This window comes from Stenotrophomonas sp. YJH_SMC_33, assembly GCF_059372295.1.
The window spans coordinates 104,624-123,562 of record NZ_JCAFVJ010000004.1 but is presented as its reverse complement, the minus strand read 5'-3'; the positions used below and the strand labels follow the sequence as shown (position 1 = coordinate 123,562).

Annotated in this window: 26 protein-coding genes; 16 read left to right on the top strand and 10 right to left on the bottom strand. The window is 65.6% G+C overall.

The window, feature by feature from the left end:
• Positions 1–5: 5 nt before the first annotated feature.
• The 4 genes from AC5P9W_RS08930 to AC5P9W_RS08915 all read left to right on the top strand — a co-directional run bounded on the left by AC5P9W_RS08930 (position 6) and on the right by AC5P9W_RS08915 (position 3,032).
• The gene (locus tag AC5P9W_RS08930; protein WP_021202407.1) at positions 6–1,043 is read left to right on the top strand and encodes a glycoside hydrolase family 43 protein; all 1,038 of its coding nucleotides are present in this window, start codon (positions 6–8) and stop codon (positions 1,041–1,043) included.
• Positions 1,033–1,878, top strand: coding sequence for an aldose epimerase family protein (locus tag AC5P9W_RS08925; protein WP_495219077.1), 846 nt, complete (start codon positions 1,033–1,035; stop codon positions 1,876–1,878). Before AC5P9W_RS08930 ends, AC5P9W_RS08925 begins: the two co-directional genes overlap by 11 nt.
• A gap of 210 nt (positions 1,879–2,088) precedes the next feature.
• On the top strand, positions 2,089–2,538 hold the full coding sequence (locus tag AC5P9W_RS08920; protein ID WP_111101980.1) for a BLUF domain-containing protein: 450 nt from the start codon (positions 2,089–2,091) through the stop codon (positions 2,536–2,538).
• A gap of 260 nt (positions 2,539–2,798) precedes the next feature.
• Positions 2,799–3,032 carry a metallothionein gene (locus tag AC5P9W_RS08915; RefSeq protein WP_155029555.1) on the top strand — a complete coding sequence of 78 codons (234 nt, stop codon included), beginning with the start codon at positions 2,799–2,801 and terminating at the stop codon, positions 3,030–3,032.
• 25 nt (positions 3,033–3,057) lie between these two features.
• On the opposite strand, the gene AC5P9W_RS08910 is transcribed toward AC5P9W_RS08915, so the two are convergent.
• From AC5P9W_RS08910 to AC5P9W_RS08900, 3 genes are all read right to left on the bottom strand, one after another.
• Positions 3,058–3,609, bottom strand: a complete 552-nt coding sequence (locus AC5P9W_RS08910; protein ID WP_021202410.1) for a cysteine hydrolase family protein — start codon at positions 3,607–3,609, stop codon at positions 3,058–3,060.
• A 3-nt stretch (positions 3,610–3,612) separates the two neighbouring features.
• Positions 3,613–4,251 (bottom strand): DUF6766 family protein, encoded by a 639-nt coding sequence (locus tag AC5P9W_RS08905; protein ID WP_021202411.1) that lies wholly within the window; start codon positions 4,249–4,251, stop codon positions 3,613–3,615.
• A 98-nt stretch (positions 4,252–4,349) separates the two neighbouring features.
• Positions 4,350–4,538, bottom strand: a complete 189-nt coding sequence (locus AC5P9W_RS08900; RefSeq protein ID WP_019337695.1) for a hypothetical protein — start codon at positions 4,536–4,538, stop codon at positions 4,350–4,352.
• Positions 4,539–4,687: 149 nt separating this feature from the next.
• Between AC5P9W_RS08900 and AC5P9W_RS08895 the strand changes: the two genes are divergently transcribed.
• From AC5P9W_RS08895 to AC5P9W_RS08885, 3 genes are all read left to right on the top strand, one after another.
• Positions 4,688–5,851: a zinc-dependent alcohol dehydrogenase gene (locus AC5P9W_RS08895; RefSeq protein WP_111101955.1), complete on the top strand. Its 1,164-nt coding sequence runs from the start codon at positions 4,688–4,690 to the stop codon at positions 5,849–5,851.
• A 10-nt stretch (positions 5,852–5,861) separates the two neighbouring features.
• Positions 5,862–6,359, top strand: a complete 498-nt coding sequence (locus AC5P9W_RS08890; protein WP_111101956.1) for a hypothetical protein — start codon at positions 5,862–5,864, stop codon at positions 6,357–6,359.
• Between the two features lie 282 nt (positions 6,360–6,641).
• The gene (locus tag AC5P9W_RS08885; RefSeq protein WP_111098447.1) at positions 6,642–7,040 is read left to right on the top strand and encodes a BLUF domain-containing protein; all 399 of its coding nucleotides are present in this window, start codon (positions 6,642–6,644) and stop codon (positions 7,038–7,040) included.
• 13 nt (positions 7,041–7,053) lie between these two features.
• Here the strand turns inward: AC5P9W_RS08885 and AC5P9W_RS08880 are convergent, their stop codons facing one another.
• On the bottom strand, positions 7,054–7,446 hold the full coding sequence (locus AC5P9W_RS08880) for a response regulator (protein WP_111101957.1): 393 nt from the start codon (positions 7,444–7,446) through the stop codon (positions 7,054–7,056).
• Between the two features lie 132 nt (positions 7,447–7,578).
• Here AC5P9W_RS08880 and AC5P9W_RS08875 point away from each other — a divergent pair, with 132 nt between their 5' ends.
• The 3 genes from AC5P9W_RS08875 to AC5P9W_RS08865 all read left to right on the top strand — a co-directional run bounded on the left by AC5P9W_RS08875 (position 7,579) and on the right by AC5P9W_RS08865 (position 9,621).
• Entirely contained in the window at positions 7,579–7,995 is a 417-nt protein-coding gene (locus AC5P9W_RS08875; RefSeq protein WP_227844341.1) for a hypothetical protein, read from the top strand.
• Between the two features lie 156 nt (positions 7,996–8,151).
• Positions 8,152–8,673, top strand: coding sequence for a ferritin-like domain-containing protein (locus AC5P9W_RS08870; RefSeq protein WP_111098445.1), 522 nt, complete (start codon positions 8,152–8,154; stop codon positions 8,671–8,673).
• 39 nt (positions 8,674–8,712) lie between these two features.
• Positions 8,713–9,621: a manganese catalase family protein gene (locus AC5P9W_RS08865; RefSeq protein WP_111101958.1), complete on the top strand. Its 909-nt coding sequence runs from the start codon at positions 8,713–8,715 to the stop codon at positions 9,619–9,621.
• A 121-nt stretch (positions 9,622–9,742) separates the two neighbouring features.
• Here the strand turns inward: AC5P9W_RS08865 and AC5P9W_RS08860 are convergent, their stop codons facing one another.
• Complete coding sequence (locus AC5P9W_RS08860) at positions 9,743–10,066, bottom strand: KGG domain-containing protein (RefSeq protein WP_058982980.1); 324 nt, start codon at positions 10,064–10,066, stop codon at positions 9,743–9,745.
• 303 nt (positions 10,067–10,369) lie between these two features.
• On the opposite strand from AC5P9W_RS08860, the gene AC5P9W_RS08855 reads away from it, so the two are divergent.
• The 3 genes from AC5P9W_RS08855 to AC5P9W_RS08845 are packed head-to-tail and all read left to right on the top strand — an operon-like array spanning position 10,370 to position 12,328.
• A complete protein-coding gene (locus tag AC5P9W_RS08855; RefSeq protein ID WP_227852901.1) occupies positions 10,370–10,837 on the top strand; it encodes a BLUF domain-containing protein in 468 nt (155 codons plus the stop codon).
• Positions 10,834–11,601, top strand: a complete 768-nt coding sequence (locus AC5P9W_RS08850; RefSeq protein WP_456115613.1) for a DUF72 domain-containing protein — start codon at positions 10,834–10,836, stop codon at positions 11,599–11,601. Before AC5P9W_RS08855 ends, AC5P9W_RS08850 begins: the two co-directional genes overlap by 4 nt.
• Complete coding sequence (locus AC5P9W_RS08845) at positions 11,594–12,328, top strand: DNA-formamidopyrimidine glycosylase family protein (protein ID WP_456115614.1); 735 nt, start codon at positions 11,594–11,596, stop codon at positions 12,326–12,328. Before AC5P9W_RS08850 ends, AC5P9W_RS08845 begins: the two co-directional genes overlap by 8 nt.
• Positions 12,329–12,367: 39 nt before the next feature.
• Here the strand turns inward: AC5P9W_RS08845 and AC5P9W_RS08840 are convergent, their stop codons facing one another.
• Complete coding sequence (locus AC5P9W_RS08840) at positions 12,368–12,865, bottom strand: YciE/YciF ferroxidase family protein (protein ID WP_456115615.1); 498 nt, start codon at positions 12,863–12,865, stop codon at positions 12,368–12,370.
• Between the two features lie 247 nt (positions 12,866–13,112).
• Between AC5P9W_RS08840 and AC5P9W_RS08835 the strand changes: the two genes are divergently transcribed.
• Both AC5P9W_RS08835 and ligD read left to right on the top strand, forming a co-directional pair.
• On the top strand, positions 13,113–13,289 hold the full coding sequence (locus AC5P9W_RS08835; protein ID WP_456115616.1) for a DUF3606 domain-containing protein: 177 nt from the start codon (positions 13,113–13,115) through the stop codon (positions 13,287–13,289).
• Between the two features lie 13 nt (positions 13,290–13,302).
• Positions 13,303–15,852, top strand: coding sequence for a DNA ligase D (gene ligD / locus AC5P9W_RS08830; RefSeq protein WP_456115617.1), 2,550 nt, complete (start codon positions 13,303–13,305; stop codon positions 15,850–15,852).
• Here ligD and AC5P9W_RS08825 read toward each other — a convergent pair.
• Positions 15,841–16,089: a hypothetical protein gene (locus AC5P9W_RS08825; RefSeq protein ID WP_021202423.1), complete on the bottom strand. Its 249-nt coding sequence runs from the start codon at positions 16,087–16,089 to the stop codon at positions 15,841–15,843. The two genes, ligD and AC5P9W_RS08825, sit on opposite strands and share 12 nt — an antisense overlap.
• 224 nt (positions 16,090–16,313) lie before the next feature.
• Between AC5P9W_RS08825 and AC5P9W_RS08820 the strand changes: the two genes are divergently transcribed.
• Positions 16,314–17,804: an FAD-dependent oxidoreductase gene (locus tag AC5P9W_RS08820; protein ID WP_456115640.1), complete on the top strand. Its 1,491-nt coding sequence runs from the start codon at positions 16,314–16,316 to the stop codon at positions 17,802–17,804.
• Positions 17,805–17,834: 30 nt separating this feature from the next.
• On the opposite strand, the gene AC5P9W_RS08815 is transcribed toward AC5P9W_RS08820, so the two are convergent.
• The 3 genes from AC5P9W_RS08815 to AC5P9W_RS08805 all read right to left on the bottom strand — a co-directional run bounded on the left by AC5P9W_RS08815 (position 17,835) and on the right by AC5P9W_RS08805 (position 18,910).
• Positions 17,835–18,257: a low affinity iron permease family protein gene (locus AC5P9W_RS08815; RefSeq protein ID WP_021202425.1), complete on the bottom strand. Its 423-nt coding sequence runs from the start codon at positions 18,255–18,257 to the stop codon at positions 17,835–17,837.
• A complete protein-coding gene (locus tag AC5P9W_RS08810; protein ID WP_111101965.1) occupies positions 18,254–18,508 on the bottom strand; it encodes a hypothetical protein in 255 nt (84 codons plus the stop codon). Before AC5P9W_RS08810 ends, AC5P9W_RS08815 begins: the two co-directional genes overlap by 4 nt.
• A gap of 123 nt (positions 18,509–18,631) precedes the next feature.
• Positions 18,632–18,910, bottom strand: coding sequence for a hypothetical protein (locus AC5P9W_RS08805; protein WP_021202427.1), 279 nt, complete (start codon positions 18,908–18,910; stop codon positions 18,632–18,634).
• Between the last annotated feature and the right edge of the window lie 29 nt (positions 18,911–18,939).

The window sequence follows — 18,939 nt, the reverse complement described above, 5'->3', positions numbered from 1 at the left end:
CAACCATGATCGACCTCCATGCCGGCGAAGACGGCCAGGCCAGCGAAGCCCGTCTTGCGCAGCTCACCGCACACGCCATTTCGCAACCGCTGGTGACCCACATCTACACCGCCGACCCTTCGGCGCACGTGTTCGAGGGGCGCCTGTACATCTATCCGTCGCACGACATCGACGGTGGCCAGCCGTTCGACGACGAAGGTGGCCACTTCGGCATGCAGGATTATCATGTGCTGAAGATGGATACGCCCGACAGCACGGCCGTGGATTGCGGCATGGCGCTGCACGTGCGCGACGTGCCCTGGGCGCGGAAACAGATGTGGGCCCCCGATGCCGCCTGCCGCGATGGCCGCTACTACCTGTACTTCCCGGCCAAGGACGCCGAGGGCCGGTTCCGCATCGGCGCGGCGATCGGCACGCGGCCGGAGGGCCCGTTCGTGCCCCAGCCGGAGCCGATCAAGGGCGCGTACTCGATCGACCCTGCCGTGTTCGAAGACGAGGATGGCAGCCACTACCTGTACTTCGGCGGCATCTGGGGCGGGCAGCTGCAGAAGTATCGTGACAACCAGTACAGCGAGGCCCACGAGGAACCCGAGGGCAGCGCGCCGGCCCTGGGGCCGCGCGTGGGCCGCCTGGACGCGTGCATGACCGAGCTGGCCGAACCCACCCGCGAAGTGCAGATCCTGGATGAGCATGGCCAGCCGCTGCGTGCGGACGACCATGCGCGCCGCTTCTTCGAAGGCCCGTGGCTGCACAGGTACCAGGGTCGCTACTATCTGTCGTACTCCACTGGCAACACCCACCAGCTGTGCTACGCCATCGGCGACAGCCCGTATGGCCCGTTCACCTACGCTGGCGTGATCCTCACCCCCGTGGTCGGTTGGACCACCCACCACTCCATCTGCCAGTTCGAAGGGCAGTGGTACCTGTTCTATCACGATGCACTGATGTCCGGCGGCATCACCCACCTGCGCTCGGCCAAGTGCACACCGCTGCACATGGAGCCGGACGGAAGCATCCGCACGATCAATCCGTATGGGGCCTGAGCGCATGCTGCCGGTGGATGATGCGCTGGCCCCGCTGCCGGCCGGTGAACTGCACTGGCTGAGATGCGGCGAACTGGAGGTTGCGCTCGCCGCAGGGGCGGGCGGGCGCGTGGCGCACCTGCGTTACCAGGGCGTGGAGTGGCTGGTGGATGCGCAGGCGGGCGGGGCGGCTGCGATCGCCTGGGGCTGCTACCCGATGGTGCCCTGGGCCGGGCGCATCCGCCATGGAACGTTCCGCTTTGATGGCAGGCCGCATCGGCTGCCGCTCAACTTCGACGGGCATGCCATTCATGGGTTGGGCTTCTCGCGACCGTGGCAGATCGACCGGCTGGATGCGGCGGCAGCCAGGTTGGCGCTGGCGTTGCCGCACGACGGCTACTGGCCCTTCGGTGGCATCGCCATGCTGGGCCTGCAGCTGGAGGCTCACGCCCTGCAGATGCGCCTTTCGGTCCAGGCCGGCGAGCAGGCGATGCCGGCGGTGCTGGGCTGGCATCCCTGGTTCCGGAAGCCTGACGGGCTGCTGTTCACGCCTCGTGCGATGTACCCGCGGGACGGGGAAGGTATTGCCACGCTGCCCTGTGTGGCTCCCACTACCGGTCCCTGGGATGACTGCTTCATCGCCGACAGCGACATCACGCTGATACGCGGAGGCCAGCGCCTGCGGCTGCGCTCGGACCACGACCATTGGGTGGTCTACGACGGCACGCCGCACGCCACCTGTGTGGAGCCCCAGAGCGGTCCGCCGGACGGCTTCACGCTGGCGCCGCACCGGCTGGAGCCCGGCCAGCGCCTCGCGTTGACGTTCGACCTGGCGTGGGCAGCGGACAGGGCGTGAGCCTGGCACTGGCATGCGTCTCCCCGAACCTGCGGTGCCGGCACAGGAGGACGACCGGCTGCGGATCCTGAACACGCCGAGGAAAGGTGCACCGCTGGTCGGATAGTGGCGATCGGATCACGGAATACACACGATGGGAACTTCCCAGGTCCTCGGATGGGCTACGGTGAGGCCATCGGAATCTGGGGGGATTCGTCACAGGAGCAACCGATGCCTATCAGGGCAGTGGTATACGTCAGCGAAGCCAGCCCCACTGTTGTGGGCGACAACGGGCGCAAGGAGGGCAACAGGCTGGACCAGCTGGTCGACGACGCCGCACGTTTCAACCGGGACGCCGGCGTTACCGGCGTGCTTCTCTTCGATGGCGGGCGGTTTCTCCAGTACATGGAGGGACCGGAGGACGGGTTGCGGGTGGCGTACGCGCGTGTGCTGGGCGCAACCAGCCACGCAGGGCTGGTGGAGCTGCAGCGGGGCAGGGTGGGCAACCGGCGCCTGCCGTTCTGGCCGATGCGCTGGCTTCCGGTAGATCCCGGGCAGTTGAAGTCGCTGGCCCACGCGGACTGGATCGGCTTCGTGCAGCGTGGCGATACGTCGGCCGGTGGGCAATCAGCAATGGATCTGCTGGTGGGACTGGTGGAGCCGTACGCCCTTGCCGCATAACGCAAGGGGATTGCCAACGTACGCTACGGGCGAGCAGTCATCTCCTGCAGTTCCAGTCAACCCGCACTGCCCGCGCTCACTGCATCGTGCAGATCATGCTGGCGTGCCGGTTCATTGGACGGGTCCGGACGGACGATGCAGGGCAGGTGCCATGCCGCTCTCCGCGTGAAGATCCTGCACAGTCGTGACACGGTGCTTTCACTGCCGCCGACATCCGTGATGGCCACACTGCAGGCTCCTTCCAGAGCAGGAGGTGCCCGATGGCTACCTGTGATGTCTGCGGCAACGACTACGACAAGAGCTTCACCGTACAGCAAGGCGGGCGTAGCGGCACGTTCGATTCGTTCGAATGCGCGATCCATGCGTTCGCCCCGCGCTGCGCCCACTGCGATTGCGCCGTCATCGGACACGGTGTCGAGGGAAATGGCCGGATTTTCTGCTGCGCACATTGCGCCGGTCATGCCGGTGTAAAGGGTGTCGCAGACCGGGCTTGAACCGAATGCTGCTCCATCCCGCTGGTCATGCCGGCACCAGAGAAGCAATTCGTGCCACCCGCGCTGCTCCTGAATCGGCGAGCAGCGCCATTGCCCGCTGTTTCTGTGACGGCATCCCCGCCACGGCCTCCCTTGCCAGGACGACGTCGAACTCCCTGGCGTTGGCGTCCAACGCGGTTGCCAGCACACACGAATCGGCTGTCATCCCGCTGAGCCAAAGTCGGCGCACGCCCAACTTGGCCAGCAGGACCGGCAGCGGGGTGGCGAGGAACGCCGAGTGCTTGGGCTTGAGTACAAAGTAGTGATCGGGCAGGGGCGAGAGCAGGTCGGCTATCCGCCCGGCTGCGCCCCCGTCCCGCCTGCACTGCGCAACCTGTTGTCGGAAGTCACGCTTCCAGTCGGAGAAATTGTCATTGGCATAGATGACCGGCCACCTGCGGTCATCGAAGTGGTCTCTCAAACGCCGGATCTGTCTGGCCGCCCGCTCCGCAACGGGCGCAAGATCCTGCGCGCCGGGGAAGTCGAAACGGCTGAACATGTCGATGATCAGCAAGGCCGTCGATGGATCCTGTCCCATGGCTCAATCACCTGTCTGTGCGTGCGGGGCCTCGACCGGCTTGGACTGCGGTGAATCCTTCTGGCGCAGGAAGATCGTCAGTACAACCAGGGACAGCACGGCGAGAAATTCGCTCTGCCAGTTCTGCATCGATTCAAACCAGAATGTGCTGCTGGCCAGGTGCTGCAGGAAGCCGGGTGCGGGCAGGCCCCGCAGCAGCTGCTCGGCCTGCTCGGCTCGCCAGCTTCCCAACGCATGCAGCGTGAAGCTCAACAGGAACAACAGCCCGAAGGCGATTGCAAGCGAATGACCGTACAGCACCTTCCAGACGCCGCCACGCCTCACCGGCCAGGGCGTAGGTCCTGGCTCGACGCGGCTCTGCTCCTGTGCAGGATCCAACGGCCGCGATTCAGCCGAGCCACGCTGGCGAAGGGTGACGGTCAGGAGAACATACATGCCCATCTGCAGGAATTCGCTCTCCCAGTTCTCGAATGTGGCGCTGACGAAGTGGCCGGTCGCCAGGTAGTGCCATAGATCGATCGGCGCGCGCCCGTGCTGCGTCAACTCCTGGTTGTGGACATGGTGCCCCGCAACTGCCTGCCCAACGATGAACACGACGGTGAGTGCAAGCAGCACCAGCGAGAGACCGTTGCGTTTCCACATGCAACACCTCGATCAGCTGTTCCAGAGACCGTGCGGAAGCATGCGCGGGCAAGAGGGCAGGGCTCGTGATCACTGCGCATCGAGGATGTGAGGCGGGCTCAACGCTTGCCTGTCGGGTCAGGATCCGGCCGCTCGTAGTCTTCAGGTACCGCCTTGGGGCCGTCCCCATCGTCGGGCATGTCGTGGTCCTTCCACCTGGCCTGGTCATTGCGACGCTTGTCCGGCGTGTGGGCCTTCGACTGATCGTCCACGTCCGTGGTTGGATTGAAAGGCAACTTGTCGTTCATGAGCAGCTCCTGCGGCGAGAACCTGAAGCCTGCACCGCGCCGGGTTAACGCCACGACGCCGCGGAATGAACGCCGCGCACACCCGGATGTCACCGCAGCAGGGGGACTGCCCTGCGATGCTGATGTTCCGATCTTTCTGGAGAACCGCGATGCAGGCATTGACCTATCACGGCCGCAGGGATGTGCGCGTCGAGACCGTGCCGGACCCGGTGCTGGCGGCCGAGGATGATCTGATCCTGAGGGTGACCGCCACCGCCATCTGTGGTTCGGACCTGCACCTGTACCGGGGCAAGATTCCTGACCTGCACGATGGCGATGTGCTGGGCCACGAATTCATGGGCGTGGTGGAAGAGGTCGGCAGCGGCGTGACCCAGGTGAAACCCGGTGATCGCGTGGTGATCCCGTTTGTGATTGCCTGTGGCGAGTGCTTCCACTGCCGGCTGGCCGAGTATGCCGCCTGCGAGACCACCAATCCGGGCAAGGGCGCCGCACTGAACCAGAAGGGCATACTGCCTCCGGCCGCATTGTTCGGCTACAGCCATCTGTATGGCGGCGTGGCCGGCGGGCAGGCCGAATTCGTACGCGTGCCGAAGGCGAATGTAGGCCCGCTGCGCATCCCGGAAGGCGTGGCCGACGAGCAGGTTCTGTTCCTTTCGGACATCCTGCCCACCGGCTACCAGGCCGCGCTGAACGCTGGGGTCAAGCCCGGCTCGACGGTGGCCATCTTCGGTGCCGGGCCGGTGGGGCTGATGAGCGCAGCCTGCTGCCGGCTGCTGGGGGCCGAGACCATCTTCATGGTGGACCATCTTCGCTACCGCCTTGACTACGCGCGTCGCGCCTACGGGGTGACCCCCATCGACTTCAGGGAGATCGAGGACCCGGCCGATTACATCCTGACCCAGACCAGCGGGCGGGGCGCAGACGCCTGCATCGAGGCCGTAGGCTTCGAGGCCGAAGGGAGTGCGCTGGAGTCAGCGCTGACCGCCGTGAAACTGGAAGGCAGCAGCGGGGTGGCGATCCGGCAGTGCATCGCCGCGGCCCGCCGCGGCGGCGTTGTCAGCATCCCTGGTGTCTATGCCGGCTTCATCCACGGTTTCCTGCTGGGTGACGCGTTCGACAAGGGCTTGACGTTCAAGATGGGGCAGACCCACGTGCAGGGACTGATGCCGGAGCTGCTCGGCGCCATCTTGGAAGGAAAGCTGGACCCGGGTGACATCATCTCGCACCGGATGCGCCTGGCCGATGCAGCGCAGGGCTATGCGATGTTTGATGCCAAGGATGACGACTGCCGCAAGATCGTTCTGACACCGTGAGCGTGGCGCCATGAGTGCGATTGTCGTGGGCTGTGTGTACGCACTGTGGTTGGTGGCCGGTTCGCTGGACTTCCATTTTCACCGCCGGACCGACCTTCCACACACCTCCGCGATGCGCGAAAGCCTGTTGCATGCGGTGCAGCTGCTTCTGATCGGCAGCGGCGTGCTGGCGTGGCTGCTGCTGGAAAACACGTTGTCGCTGGTCACGCTCCTGGCGCTTCTGGTCATTGCTCACGCAATCGCCGGCTATCTGGACACCGTCAGCGCAGACGGCCGCAGACGCATCAGTCCGGCGGAGCAGCATGTGCACAGTGTGCTGGATGCCGCGCCGTGGGTCCTGTTGGCCTGGGTGGCCTGGCAGGCCCATCCTCGATGGTCGCTCAGTGTGGAACCGGCAGCACCCGGGATCTGGTGGTGGGTCCTGCTGCCGGCGTCTGGCCTGGTGGTGCTGCCTTGGCTGTGGGAGCTTCTCCAGTGCGTGAGGGCGAGAGCGAGGCGCCCGCGCTGACCGGGTGAGGATCACCGCACAGGGTATTCATAGGCACGCCACGCTTCCAGCCGAGTGATGTGGCCGCCGGCGCCTGCGCCCATTACCATCAACAGCCGTGATCGCTGTTGGCGCTGAACCGCTCGGCCGGGAGCGCAGAAGCTCCCGCCTGCCGACGCGTTATCGCAGCGTGCAGCTCGGGGGAGGGCACTGGTAGCGCGGCGATTGAACACCTCATCTCTGCCTACATCAGCGCGGCGATCATTGAAGTGCAGGAAATTTCCTGCGCCAGAAGGAACGAATGTGCCCCTCCGTGCAGTCGCCTACGCAAGTGAGGCGACATCGGGGCTTTCCATGGACCATGTGGATGACCTCGCCAGGGCCGCCGCCCGCTTCAACCTTGAAGCCGGCGTTACGGGTGTGCTTCTTTATGACGGGCTCCGCTTCCTGCAGTACATCGAGGGGCCGGAAGACAGCATCAACGTGGTGTACAGCCGCATTCTCAGTGCCCGCAGCCATCGCGAGCTGATCGAACTGGGCCGCGGCAGGGTTTCCGGCAGGTTCTTTCCCTATTGGTCGATGCGGTTGCTGTGGGTTGAGGCCTCCGAGATCCGCAGCGTCGCGCACGGCAACTGGGATGGCCTCTCCCGTGGTGGCGCGCTGCGCCAGCTGGGCCTGGTGGTAGCCCCGCACCTGGGGTGACGGTTGCATGGATTCAATGCGGGGGCGGCTGCGCGCAGGTATCGCCCAGCACGCGCCGAACCGTGTCCTGCAATTGACTCACATGGAACGGTTTGGCAACGAAGGCTGCGCGCCGGTGGCGCTGCGGCACCAGCTGGTCGTAGACCGCAGTGACGAACAGGTAGGGGATGCCGAGTTCTGCCAGGCGATCAGCGACGGGAAAGACCACACCGTCGCGAAGTTCGACATCGAGCACGGCGCCGTCGAATCGCTGGGTGTCCAGCAGCCCGAGAGCGTCGAACACGCTGTAGGCATGCGTCACCTGATCACCGACGTCCTCAAGGGCGTGCTCCATGAGTGTGGCCAGGTCGAGTTGGTCTTCCACCAGCAGCAGGTTGCACCTGCGCTGGCTCATTGCGGATTGCATGCGTACATGCCTGTGTTGTCCTGGGAACACGAGTTTCTGCTGTGCTGCATCAAGATCCTGCGTGCACATTGTCAGTCCGGCGCGAAGCCTTGCGCGCGTGACCAACCTCGTGGAGGAGGCGTGGAGGGCCTTATGGATCTCGTTGACGGCTTCTTGGCATGCGCTGTGGATACTGCCGCCGACCCCTGTATCGGAGTTTCTGTCATGCCTCTATCCGGAAACGAAGCGGCCTCTCCAGGCGTGCTGCGTATCGAGTGCATGCCGCTCGATTGTGGCGGCGCCGCCATTGTCGTGGAACTGGACCGTACGCCTGAACGGACATGGATGAAGTCGCTGAAGCGGGCATTGCAGGCCGACGATGCCCTTGAAGGCGCACAGGCCAAATTTGATGGCCGATTTGTCTATGTCGTGGGCGTGGACGGGGGTGGGCACCGCGCTCAACACCGCGTGATGCAGGCCGTGATGGCGGCGGACGGCGGGGGCGCTTCGAACACCCGCCCCCGGGGCCCCAGGGCGGGCGCGGTCGCATCGAGCGCCCTGGCGACCTGAGGGCGCCCCGGGTCCAGTCCGGGGTGCGGATGTTATCGCTGCATCAGCGCCGCGTGCAACGCCAACCTGCGGCGGCTCACATCGCCCGACAACGCGGTGATTGCGCTCGCTCCACGATGGTCTCCGGAGGCATGTCGCCCCGCACCGGAGATCGAGATGGCAGACCAGAACACCGCCCGAAGCGAGCGCCTGCTGAAGTGGCTGCAGGACGCCTACGCCATGGAACAGGAAGCGGAGACCATGATGAAGGCCATGGCTTCGCGGATCGAGAACTATCCCCAGCTTGCCGCACGCATCAGCCAGCACGTCCAGGAGACGCAGGGGCAGGCTGCCTCACTGCGGCAGTGCATTGAGGCGCTGGGAGGAAGCGTGCCCACCGCGAAGGGATTGTTCGCGAGCATGACCGCCGCCATCCACGCCGCCGGCAACACGCTGATGGAGGACGAGGTGGTCAAGAGCGTGGGCCTTTCATTTGGCTTCGAGAACACCGAGATCGCCACGTACAGGGCGCTGGTGATCGCTGCCGAGCGCGCCGGCGCGCCCGACATTGCGGCGGTGTGCGGCCAGATCCTGCAGGAAGAGGTTGCCATGGCGCGCTGGCTGGAGGACCACCAGGACGGGCTGGTCGGAGCGTTCCTCAACCGTGACGAAACGCCCGGCGCCCAAGCCAAGCGTTGACTCCTAAGCCAGCCCACACCAGCCACCGGAGAAGCCCTCATGTTCTTTCATCACAAGAAACTGATGTATACCGTGCGCGTCCGCGAATCCAACCCGCAGCTCGCCAGCCTCATGCTTGAACAGTTCGGCGGCCCACAGGGCGAGTTGGCCGCCGCGATGCGCTACTTCACCCAGGGACTTGGCGAATGCGATCCCGGGCGCAAGGACCTGTTGATGGACATCGCCACCGAGGAGATCAGTCATCTGGAGATCATCGGCACCATCATCGCCATGCTCAACCGCGGGCCCAAGGCGATCCAGTCCGAAGGGCTTGCCGAGGCCGAGGACATGCGGCTGCTGGGCCAGAACAGCACCAGCCACACCGAACAGATCCTGTACGGCGGCGGCCCCGCGCTGGTCAATTCCAGCGGGGTGCCGTGGACAGCCGCCTACATCGACTCGATCGGCGACCCCACCGCCGACCTGCGCTCGAACATCGCGGCCGAAGCGCGCGCCAAGCTGGTGTATGAGCGCCTGATCAACGTTACCGACGACCCGGGCATCAAGGATGCGCTGCGCTTCCTGATGACCCGCGAGATCGCGCACATGAAGTCGTTCGAGAAAGCGCTGCACAGCATCCAGCCCAACTTCCCACCGGGCAAGCTGCCGGGGGATCCGGCGTTCACCGACCTGTACATGGACATGTCGCAGGGTGGCGGCGCCGACGATCTGCAGGGCAGCTGGAACAGCGGCGAGCTCTGGGAGCGGGTCAGCGACCGCGACGCACAGGCCGCTGTGGATGGTGGCGACGGCGGCGGCACGGTGGACCTGGACCCGCGCGAACAAGCGGCGGTGCAGGCCATGACCCTGCGCACGCTCTCCGACCCGGAAGCGCGGCCGGCCACCGGGGCCGAGCTGGGGGCAGGCCCGGGTGCAGGTGCACTGGACCTGCCGCCACGCGAGCCGTGAAAGAAGCCGGGGCGCCCGTTCGCGGCGCTCCGGTTGCAACGCCCCTGAGCCGCGTGGGGCGTACAAAAGTGGGCGGACATCACGTCCGCCCACGAAGGGATGCAACGGGTTTCAGCGCCGATCAGCGCTGCTGGCCACCGCGGTTGTTGCCGCCGCCGCGTTCCTGCTGTTGCTGCCCGCCGCCCTGGTTGCCGCCCTGGTTGCCACCACCGCGACTGTTCTGGCCGCCTTCGCGGCCGATGTCAGCCATGTGCTGGCGGTCCTGGCTCACTGCTTCGCCGCCCTTGCGGCCGGCTTCGCGTGCTTCTTCCGAGCTGAATTCATGGGCGTTGCCTGACTCGTGCGCGGCACGTCCACCCTTGGCGGCGATCTCGCGCTGCTTGTCCTCGTCCATCGAAGCGAAACCGCGGTTGCTGGTGCCCTGGTTCTGGTTCTGGTTGGCCATGGAAAGTCTCCTTGGGTTCAGCCGCCTCATTGGCGGCAGCGACCATCTTCCAGATCCGGCGCTAGACGGCGGTGGCACGACCGCCAACGTCGCGTCATCCGGAAGGCTCTGATTCCTCATCCGGCCTCCACGAACATCCCTGCACGCGTGCGCACAGTGGCAGACACACGTTCCGCGGCCCAACCGTGCGTCAACGCGATGCGGAAGGTACACGCCACAGTTCGACGCAGCCTCCACACCGGTCTCACCGCGCGTACGATCGGTGTGGCTAAGGTAGAGCGGTCTGCAACAACCGGTGGTGCCATGCCCTTCAGAGCGATTGCCTATGTAAGTGAAGCCTCCCGCAACCTGACGGAACATCGGCTGCAGCAACTCGTGGCGGAGGCGGTGCAGTTCAACGAGTCCGCCGATGTCACCGGCACATTGCTGTTCGATGGCTCGCGCTTCCTGCAGTACCTGGAAGGCCCGGAGGCAGGGGTCAAGGCGGTGTACACGCGCATTCTGGCTGCAAGCAGCCACAGCGGAATCGTCGAACTGAACCGGGGCAGGGTGGGTCGCCGACAGTTTCCGCGCTGGCGGATGCGCAGCGTGCGGGTAGATGAGCTCGCGCTGGGAAAGATCGCCATTTCCGACTGGACCGGATTCGTGCGCAGCGCGTCGGCGCTGCAGTCGGGCACCAGTGCCCTGGATCAACTACTGTCGGTTTCGCAATCGCAGACGGAAGCAAGCGCGGGTGGCATCATCGAACCAGACGGGCAGCTGGCACGATGAAGGCCACAGCCGCCCCGGTTGCGTCCGGCCCACCACGCGTCGGTTGTGCGGGATGGTCGCTGCCGCGGGCGGATCAGGAAGCGTTCGGCGCGGGCGACAGCCTACTGCAGCGCTATGCCACACGCCTGTCGATGGTGGAGATCAACTCTTCCTTCTATCGACCGCACCAGCCCAGGACTTACGCGCGATGGGCGGCGAGCGTTCCGGAGGGCTTCCGGTTTGCGGTGAAACTCCCGCGCGAGATCAGCCATGAGCGTCGGCTGCGCGATGCAATACAGCCGCTCGAACAGTTCCTTGAGGGCGTGCTGGAGCTGGGTGGAAAGCTCGGTCCGTTGCTGCTGCAGCTGCCGCCCAGCCTGGTGTACGACACGGCCACGGCCGAAGCCTTCCTGCGGGGCCTGCGCGCGCGCACGCAGGCCGATGTAGCGTGCGAGCCGCGGCATCCGAGTTGGTTCACGGCGGACGCGGATGCGCTGCTGAGCGCGCATGGTGTTGCACGGGTAGCCGCAGATCCGGCACGTGTGCCGGCGGCAGCGGTTCCCGGCGGTGATCGAGCGTGGAGCTACTGGCGCTGGCACGGCCAGCCGCAGATCTATCGCAGTGCGTACAGCGAACAGGCCCTGGCGGAACTGGCGCAAGGGCTGCGGCGCGAAGCTGATGCGCAACGGCCGGCCTGGTTCGTACTGGACAATACAGCACTGGGCCATGCCACCGGCAACGCACTGCGCCTGCAGGCGCTGCTGCAGGAGAACGCCCATGCCTGAAGGTCCTTCCATCGTACTGCTGCGCGAAGCCACTAGCCATTTCAAAGGGCACGTGGTCCGCACCGTCTCCGGAAACAGCCGCATCGACCTGTCGCCGCTGCAGGGCCGAAGGGTCAAGGCGGTCCGCAGTTGGGGCAAGCACTTCCTGCTGGAATTCAGCCGCCACACACTGCGCATCCATCTGATGATGTTCGGCAGCTGGCGCATCGACGAACGGAAGCCAACCCCGGCGCGTGTATCCCTGCTGTTCGACAATGGCGAGCTGAACTTCTATGCGTGTTCCGCGCGGCTGATCGACGAGCCGTTGGACGACGTCTACGACTGGCGCGCGGACGTGATGAACGATGCCTGGGATCCGAAGCTGGCACGGCGCAAGCTGAAGGCAATGCCGGACGTCATGGTCTGCGATGCGCTTCTGGACCAGACGGTCTTTGCCGGCGTGGGCAACATCATCAAGAACGAGGTGCTGTTCCGTACAGGCGTGCACCCCGCCACCCGCTTGGGCGACCTGCCGCCACGCAAGCTTACCGCGCTGATCGAACAGGCGCGCGCCTACAGCTTCGACTTCCTGGAATGGAAGCGGCGCTTCGAGCTGAAAAAGCATTGGCAGGTGCACACGAAGAAGGTCTGTCCCCTGTGCGGTGGCCCAATCAGCAAGCTCTACATGGGGACCACGCGGCGGCGCACGTTCTTCTGCCCCAATGATCAGGTGCTCTACGGGCACTGAGGCCGCCGTCCGTGGCAGCCGGGTTCCAAGGCGCGCCGATCAGGCGGCCTGCGCGGCCTTGGCGTTGCCGCCGCTCTTGGCCAGCAGGGTCAGCTTTTCGTCGGTGGCCTTCTCTTCCTCAAGCGTCTCCAGCAGCAGCGGCAGGGCGTCCTTGTAGCCCAGCTGCTTGGCCAGCGCGGCAATGGTCCCGTAGGACGCAATCTCGTAATGCTCGACCTTCTGCGCGCCGCCGATCAGCGCAGCATCCCGCACCGGGCCCTTGTCGATGCTGTCGATCACTTCCTTGCCTTCCTCCACCAGGCCCTCCATCGCCGCGCACTTGATGCGCTTCAGGCGAATGCCCAGGATCTCGACAACCTGGTCGATGCGTTCGATCTGGCCCTGGGTCTCTTCCAGGTGCGTCTCAAACGCCGTGGCCAGGTCCGGATTCTCGGCCGCACGGGCCAGGCGTGGGAGGGCCTTGGTCAGCTGCTTCTCGGCGCTGTAGATATCCGAGAGTTCGTGGATGAACAGGTCTTCCGCCGTCTTGATAGCCATACTGGGCTCCGCAGTGAGTGGAGCGATCAGCGTAGGGTCTTCCCGGTTGCGATCAGGCAGGTGCCAGGTGAAGGCGGCATGTGAAGGTCCACGCGAACCGTGCGCGTGCTCTTCACGATGCGGGATCCGCCACTCGAATTGGCGCCGGTGCCGCCAGGCCTTCGCCATGGCTTCACAATGGCATCGCCTCGTGCCCATGTACCGGCCGGTACGGTCACTTCACGCCCGACCACGCGTGGAGACGCCCATGAGCAATGACAAGCAGAAGACCGGTCGCCCGGACCGGGATCGCATTAACGTCAACGAAGATTACGAGCTGCAGTACTGGACCACCACGCTGGGCGTGTCCGCCGAGGAACTTCGTGCTGCTGTGGCGGCGGTAGGACCCACCGCCGTTGCTGTCCGCAAGCATCTGGGAAAATAGCGCGGAGTTGCCCATGTCTCTGGTCGAGTACCGCCGCAAGCGCAGTTTTGACAAGACCAAGGAGCCCGAGCCGGGCAAGGCGCTGCCGAAAGGGCAACGCGCCATTTTCGTGGTGCAGCTGCACCATGCCAGCCGGAGGCACTATGACTTCCGCCTTCAGGTAGGGGACGCGCTGAAGAGTTGGGCCGTGCCCAAGGGGCCCAGTTACGACCCGAAGGTCAAGCGCATGGCGGTGGAGGTGGAAGATCATCCTGTCGACTATGCGGCCTTCGAAGGCGAAATCCCCAAAGGCCAGTACGGCGGTGGCCATGTGGCCCAGTTCGACCATGGCGTGTGGGCGACGCAGGGCGACCCGGAAGCCCAGCTCGCCAAGGGCCATCTGCGCTTCGAACTGTTCGGCGCCAAACTGAAGGGCGGATGGCATCTGGTCCGCTCCGGGAAGCCGGCGCGCCAACCGCAGTGGCTGCTGTTCAAGGATGACGACGAATTCGCCGGCGACATCGAGGCAGACGATCTGCTGGCGGATGTCGCTGAAGCGCCAGCGGAGGATCTGAAGCGGGCCGGGGCCGGCAAGAGCGCGAAGAAGCGGCTCACCGCGGTACCCGTCAAGCGCATCCGACGAACGAACTGGGCGAAGAAGGCGCTGGCGCTCAGCAAGGCAAGAAAGGCCGCAGCGCCGTCCGGTCCATTCGAACCGCAGTTGGCCAAGCTGGGAGACGCGCCGCCCCAGGGCGAGCAGTGGGTCCACGAGATCAAGTGGGACGGGTACCGCATCCTTGCCACGGTCGCCAAGGGCAAGGTGCAGCTGTGGTCCCGGAATGCACTGGAATGGACCGGCAAGATCCCCGAGATACGTGACGCGGTGGCGGCGCTGGGCCTGACTTCAGCCGCACTGGACGGTGAGCTCATCGCCGGCGCCGGCACCAAGGAGGACTTCAACCTGCTGCAGGCCACGCTCTCCGGCGAGCGCCAGGGCGTGCTGACGTATGCCCTGTTTGATCTGCTGCATCTTGATGGCGTGGACGTCGCCGATGCGCCGCTCCTGGAGCGCAAGGCCTTGCTGCAGTCCTTGCTGGAAGGGCAGGGCAGCCCGTTGGCGTTCAGTTCCCATGTGCAGGGCGACGGCGACGAGGCCTATCGCCTGGCCGGTGAGCAGCATTTCGAAGGCATCATTTCCAAGCGCGCCGACGGCAGCTACCACAGCGGCCGCAGTGATGACTGGCGCAAGACCAAACAGCTGGCCAGTGACGAGTTTGCGGTGGTGGGCTACACCGCACCCAAAGGCAGCCGTGCCGGCTTCGGCGCGCTGCTGCTGGCCCGTCCAGATGCGGAGCACGGCTGGCTTTACGTCGGCCGGGTGGGGTCCGGGTTCTCGGACGAGCTGATCGGCGACATCAGCAAGCGCATCAAGGGCGGTGGCGGCCGCAAGCCAACCGCGTACGTGCCCACCCAGGACACCGACCTGCGCGCTGCGACCTGGTTCGAGCCGCGATTCGTGGTGGAGGTCTTCTACCGCGGGATCGGCGGGCAGAAGCTGTTGCGCCAGGCGTCGCTGAAGGCGGTGCGCGCGGACAAGGATATCGGCGACCTCGCCGATTCCGATCGCGCTGGAACGGCCCTGGCGGCGGCGCGCACACCGGCACCCCCGCGGCCTGCGCGCAAGACCAGGCTGGCACCGGTGGCGGATCGCGCGCCGCCATCGCTGTCCTCGCCGGGCAAGATCCTGTTCCCCGGCGACGGTTACACCAAGCAGGACGTGTGGGATTACTACACGGCAGTGATGGAGCACCTGCTTCCCGAGGTGATTGACCGCCCGCTCTCGATCATCCGATGCCCCAGTGGCGCCACAAAGCCCTGCTTCTTCCAGAAACACCATACGGCCGGGCTGGAGCTGGTCGACGCAGTAAAGCTCAAGGAAGAAAGCGGGGTAAACGCGCATTACCTGGTGGTGCGTGACCCGGCCAGCCTGCTGGAACTGGTGCAGTTCAACGCATTGGAATTCCACCCGTGGGGCACCCACGCCGAAACGCCCGACAAGGCCGACCGGGTGGTGTTCGATCTGGATCCAGGACCCGGCGTTCCCTTTGCCGAGGTCAGGAAAGCGACCACCGACATCCGAAAACTACTGGCGCAGCTGGAACTGGAGTCGTTCCTGCGGGTATCCGGCGGCAAGGGCCTGCACGTGGTCGTGCCGCTCGATCCGGGATGTGATTGGGACCTGACCAAGCGCTTCGCCAGAGGCTTCGCCGAAGCGCTGGCGCAATCCGAGCCCCAGCGGTTCGTGGCAACGGCCACCAAAAGCCTGCGCAACAAGCGGATCTTCGTCGACTACCTGCGCAATGGGCGCGGTGCAACGGCGGTCGCGTCCTACTCGCTGCGGGCCAGGCCGGGGGCGCCGGTGGCGCTGCCGATTGCATGGAGTGATCTGTCAAAACTCAAGCGCGCCGACGGGTTCACGATCAAGGATGTGCCGGCAAAGCTCAAACGACGCCGCAAGGACCCGTGGGCCGGCATCGGGCAAGTGAAACAGAATCTCGCGCGATGGGCGCAGTCAGACCCGTAGCAAACGGCCAGGGCCTCCATGGCCCGCCGGCCACGGAATCTCTCCGCTGCACAGATGGAGGTGCCCGGTGCGCATCACGCAGTACAGCCGGGCCTCCGGGTCCGCACTGGCAGCAATGTAGTCCAGCGCTTCGGCGAGCATGCGCATGAACTGCTGCTCGGGGTAGAACGCCGCCCATTCCGGCAGCATTTCCTCCAGTTGCGCGATGATCAGGTCGAGCCCCAGGTGCGTGCTCACTGCGGGTTCCTCCTTCCGGGCAAGCTGGCAACCGCACCGCAAGGAGGGTGTTGTGGGCCGCACAGCGGACGCAGGCGTGCCGTCTACGCGATGTTCAGCCACCCCCTGCTCGGCATCGCTACGGCTACGTGTGTGAGGATTTTCTGCACGGTCGCACCACGGCTGTTTCACCCCCGGCGGCGTATCAGGGAAGGCTTCCAGCTGACTCTGCAAGGGTGCATTTCATGACCGACCCGTTACTGCGCGCCAGCCTATGGTCCCGTGATAGCGATTCGAACAGCTTCCGTCCACTTGCCGGAACCACGCAGGCGGACGTGCTGGTGGTGGGCGCCGGCATGACCGGCCTGCTGACAGCGGCCCGCCTGGCCGATAGCGGCCTGGATGTGCTGGTGGTTGATGCGGGGCCCATCGGCGGGCGCAATACGGTGATGTCCACCGGCAATCTTTACGCGCCCGTCTCCCGGCTGGCCGATCTGATCTCCCGTTGGGGCGGCGACACGGCCAGCCGTGTCGTGCAGTGGCGGCAGCAGGCGCTGCGGTCCATCGAAACACTGGTTCACCGCTACGATCTGCGCTGTGGCTTCGAGCGCGTGGCCATGCAGTACGGCATGCAGGAACGCACCCGCGAGGTCACTGCGCGATTCGAGCGTGAGCTGCAGGCCTATCAGCGCGTCGGCCTTCAGTGCGAACACCACCAGTTCGGGTTGCCGTTCACCTTGGGCCACGCCTTCCGCGTTGCAGATCAGGCGCAATTGGATCCGGCGGCGTTCTGCATTGAGCTGGCGCGACATCTGGCGGGCCGGGTGCGCATCCACGACTGGACCCGGATCAACAGCATCGAGGCATCCGCCGGCGTTGCGACGGCCGACGGCGCCCGCATCCACGCCAGGCACTTCGTGCTGGCCACCCATTCGCCAGCAGGTTTCAACCTGGTGCAGGCCGAGATGGAGGTCTACCGCGAATACGGCGTGGCGGTACCGGTTGCCACGCCGCCCGCGGCAGGCATTCATTGGATTGCCGATCGGCACCGATCGCTGCGCGGGGTGCGCGGTACTGATGGCCGTGACTGGCTGGTGCTGGTCGGCGAGACCCACCGCACCGGCGAAACGCCGCCGATGGATCCAGCCCAGCATCTGGTCGCCGACGCGCATCGCAATTTCACCGTGCAGGGAGAGCCGCTGTGCTGGTCCGCGCAGCAGTTCCGTGCAGCCGACCAGCTGCCCTACATCGGCAGCAGCGCGCACGACAATGTTTGGGTGGCTACCGGCTATGGGCCGGACGGCTTGACCTGGGCGGGCGTGGCCGCGCGTGCGATTACCGAGGGAATCCTCGGCACGACCAGCGAGATCGAGCAGCTGCTCAGCCCCATGCGTTTCACCCCGGTGCGCTCGGCCTCTGGTTGGGCCCGCACCAACGCCACGGTGGCGCGGCACATGGTGGGAGATCGGCTTGCCACGGCGCCCTCGCGCTCGCCCAGTGAGCTGGCCCGTGGTTGCGGCGCACTGCTGGACGTGGATGGAAAGCGCACTGCGGTCTACCGCGACGAGGGCGGGCGCCTGCACACCATGTCGGCGCTCTGCCCGCACCTGAAGTGCGTTGTTCAATGGAACGGCCATGAGCGCACATGGGACTGCCCTTGCCACGGCAGCCGCTTTTCGGCCACCGGAGCGCTGCTGGAAGGCCCTGCCAGGCAGGGCCTCACACCAGAGCCGTGATGGGCGCAGGTAGCCGCCGGAGCCGCGACCTCAGGCTTCGGCGGCCGCGTCCGCATCGCTGGGCATGCAGCGCTCCTTCTTGGACTTGATGTCTGCAGCGGTCCTGGCCAGTGCCTCGTAACGCTGGCGTATCTCTTCAAGATGGGCCGGCTCCATCGACTCCAGGTTCAACAACTCCTGGTTGGCGTCCTTGCTCACGCGGATCAGTTCGTCCAGCTTGATGTGCAGCGCAGCGGTATCGGCGTTCTGCGTATGCTGGATCAGGAACACCATCAGGAAGGTCACGATGGTCGTTCCCGTATTCACCACCAGCTGCCACGTGTCATTGAAGTGGAAGGCCGGCCCGCTGGCAGCCCAGGCGATGATCACCCCCAGCGCTGCGACGAATGCCCCCAGGCTGCCGGACAATCGCGCCGTCGCGGCCGCGACACGGGCGAAACCGCGCCGGATCACTGGTCACCTCCCGCGGCCTCCTCATCCATGTGTCGGTCTGGCAGTTTGACCCGCTCCTCGAGGCGCTTGTCCTGCTCTTCCGGCGTTGGCGCAGCGACGAAGGGGGAGATCGGGTCACTGGCGGGGAAGGTTTCCTGCAGCGCCTCGTCATGATTGCGGCGGTTGTGCAGCCTCGCCTGCAGCGGACTGACAGGATCGGGGCGCTGTGCCTCCTGGTCCGGATGGGGAAGGTCTTTCTGGTCGCGTTGCATGGTGCATCTCCAGGCTGATCACCACCCCTCAGGTGGCGGGCCCAGCATAGGAGTGCGGTGTGAGCGGCCCCATCAAGAGTGGGGCAACGTGATGTCAAACCTTCAGGCAACACGCGTTAACAATCAGCAGGGTGGAGGAGCCCGGCGTCGGCCGCGGCGGCGCCACGCCATCACCTGGCCCACCACCGCCGTCAACAGCAGCATCGCATTGGTCACCACGAAGACCACGCTCCCCAGCATCGCGCTGTACACCGTGAACAGCGCAGAAGCGGTCATCTGGCCCGCGAACAGCCACCTGGATACGGCTTCCGGGTGGGACGACTGCCACTGCTTCACCATCTGCCGGATCAGGGTTGCCATCAGCACCGCCGTGGCGGCCCAGCCAAGTACGTCGGGATGCATGAGGGCCTCCGATGTGTGGGCACCCCACG

Coding starts and splice junctions, on each gene's coding strand:
- AC5P9W_RS08930 (WP_021202407.1), top strand. CDS start 6: ATGATCGACCTCCATGCCGGCGAAGACGGCCAGGCCAGCGAAGCCCGT.
- AC5P9W_RS08925 (WP_495219077.1), top strand. CDS start 1,033: ATGGGGCCTGAGCGCATGCTGCCGGTGGATGATGCGCTGGCCCCGCTG.
- AC5P9W_RS08920 (WP_111101980.1), top strand. CDS start 2,089: ATGCCTATCAGGGCAGTGGTATACGTCAGCGAAGCCAGCCCCACTGTT.
- AC5P9W_RS08915 (WP_155029555.1), top strand. CDS start 2,799: ATGGCTACCTGTGATGTCTGCGGCAACGACTACGACAAGAGCTTCACC.
- AC5P9W_RS08910 (WP_021202410.1), bottom strand. CDS start 3,609: ATGGGACAGGATCCATCGACGGCCTTGCTGATCATCGACATGTTCAGC.
- AC5P9W_RS08905 (WP_021202411.1), bottom strand. CDS start 4,251: ATGTGGAAACGCAACGGTCTCTCGCTGGTGCTGCTTGCACTCACCGTC.
- AC5P9W_RS08900 (WP_019337695.1), bottom strand. CDS start 4,538: ATGAACGACAAGTTGCCTTTCAATCCAACCACGGACGTGGACGATCAG.
- AC5P9W_RS08895 (WP_111101955.1), top strand. CDS start 4,688: ATGCAGGCATTGACCTATCACGGCCGCAGGGATGTGCGCGTCGAGACC.
- AC5P9W_RS08890 (WP_111101956.1), top strand. CDS start 5,862: ATGAGTGCGATTGTCGTGGGCTGTGTGTACGCACTGTGGTTGGTGGCC.
- AC5P9W_RS08880 (WP_111101957.1), bottom strand. CDS start 7,446: ATGCAATCCGCAATGAGCCAGCGCAGGTGCAACCTGCTGCTGGTGGAA.
- AC5P9W_RS08875 (WP_227844341.1), top strand. CDS start 7,579: ATGGATCTCGTTGACGGCTTCTTGGCATGCGCTGTGGATACTGCCGCC.
- AC5P9W_RS08870 (WP_111098445.1), top strand. CDS start 8,152: ATGGCAGACCAGAACACCGCCCGAAGCGAGCGCCTGCTGAAGTGGCTG.
- AC5P9W_RS08865 (WP_111101958.1), top strand. CDS start 8,713: ATGTTCTTTCATCACAAGAAACTGATGTATACCGTGCGCGTCCGCGAA.
- AC5P9W_RS08860 (WP_058982980.1), bottom strand. CDS start 10,066: ATGGCCAACCAGAACCAGAACCAGGGCACCAGCAACCGCGGTTTCGCT.
- AC5P9W_RS08855 (WP_227852901.1), top strand. CDS start 10,370: ATGCCCTTCAGAGCGATTGCCTATGTAAGTGAAGCCTCCCGCAACCTG.
- AC5P9W_RS08850 (WP_456115613.1), top strand. CDS start 10,834: ATGAAGGCCACAGCCGCCCCGGTTGCGTCCGGCCCACCACGCGTCGGT.
- AC5P9W_RS08845 (WP_456115614.1), top strand. CDS start 11,594: ATGCCTGAAGGTCCTTCCATCGTACTGCTGCGCGAAGCCACTAGCCAT.
- AC5P9W_RS08840 (WP_456115615.1), bottom strand. CDS start 12,865: ATGGCTATCAAGACGGCGGAAGACCTGTTCATCCACGAACTCTCGGAT.
- AC5P9W_RS08835 (WP_456115616.1), top strand. CDS start 13,113: ATGAGCAATGACAAGCAGAAGACCGGTCGCCCGGACCGGGATCGCATT.
- ligD (WP_456115617.1), top strand. CDS start 13,303: ATGTCTCTGGTCGAGTACCGCCGCAAGCGCAGTTTTGACAAGACCAAG.
- AC5P9W_RS08820 (WP_456115640.1), top strand. CDS start 16,314: ATGACCGACCCGTTACTGCGCGCCAGCCTATGGTCCCGTGATAGCGAT.
- AC5P9W_RS08810 (WP_111101965.1), bottom strand. CDS start 18,508: ATGCAACGCGACCAGAAAGACCTTCCCCATCCGGACCAGGAGGCACAG.
- AC5P9W_RS08805 (WP_021202427.1), bottom strand. CDS start 18,910: ATGCATCCCGACGTACTTGGCTGGGCCGCCACGGCGGTGCTGATGGCA.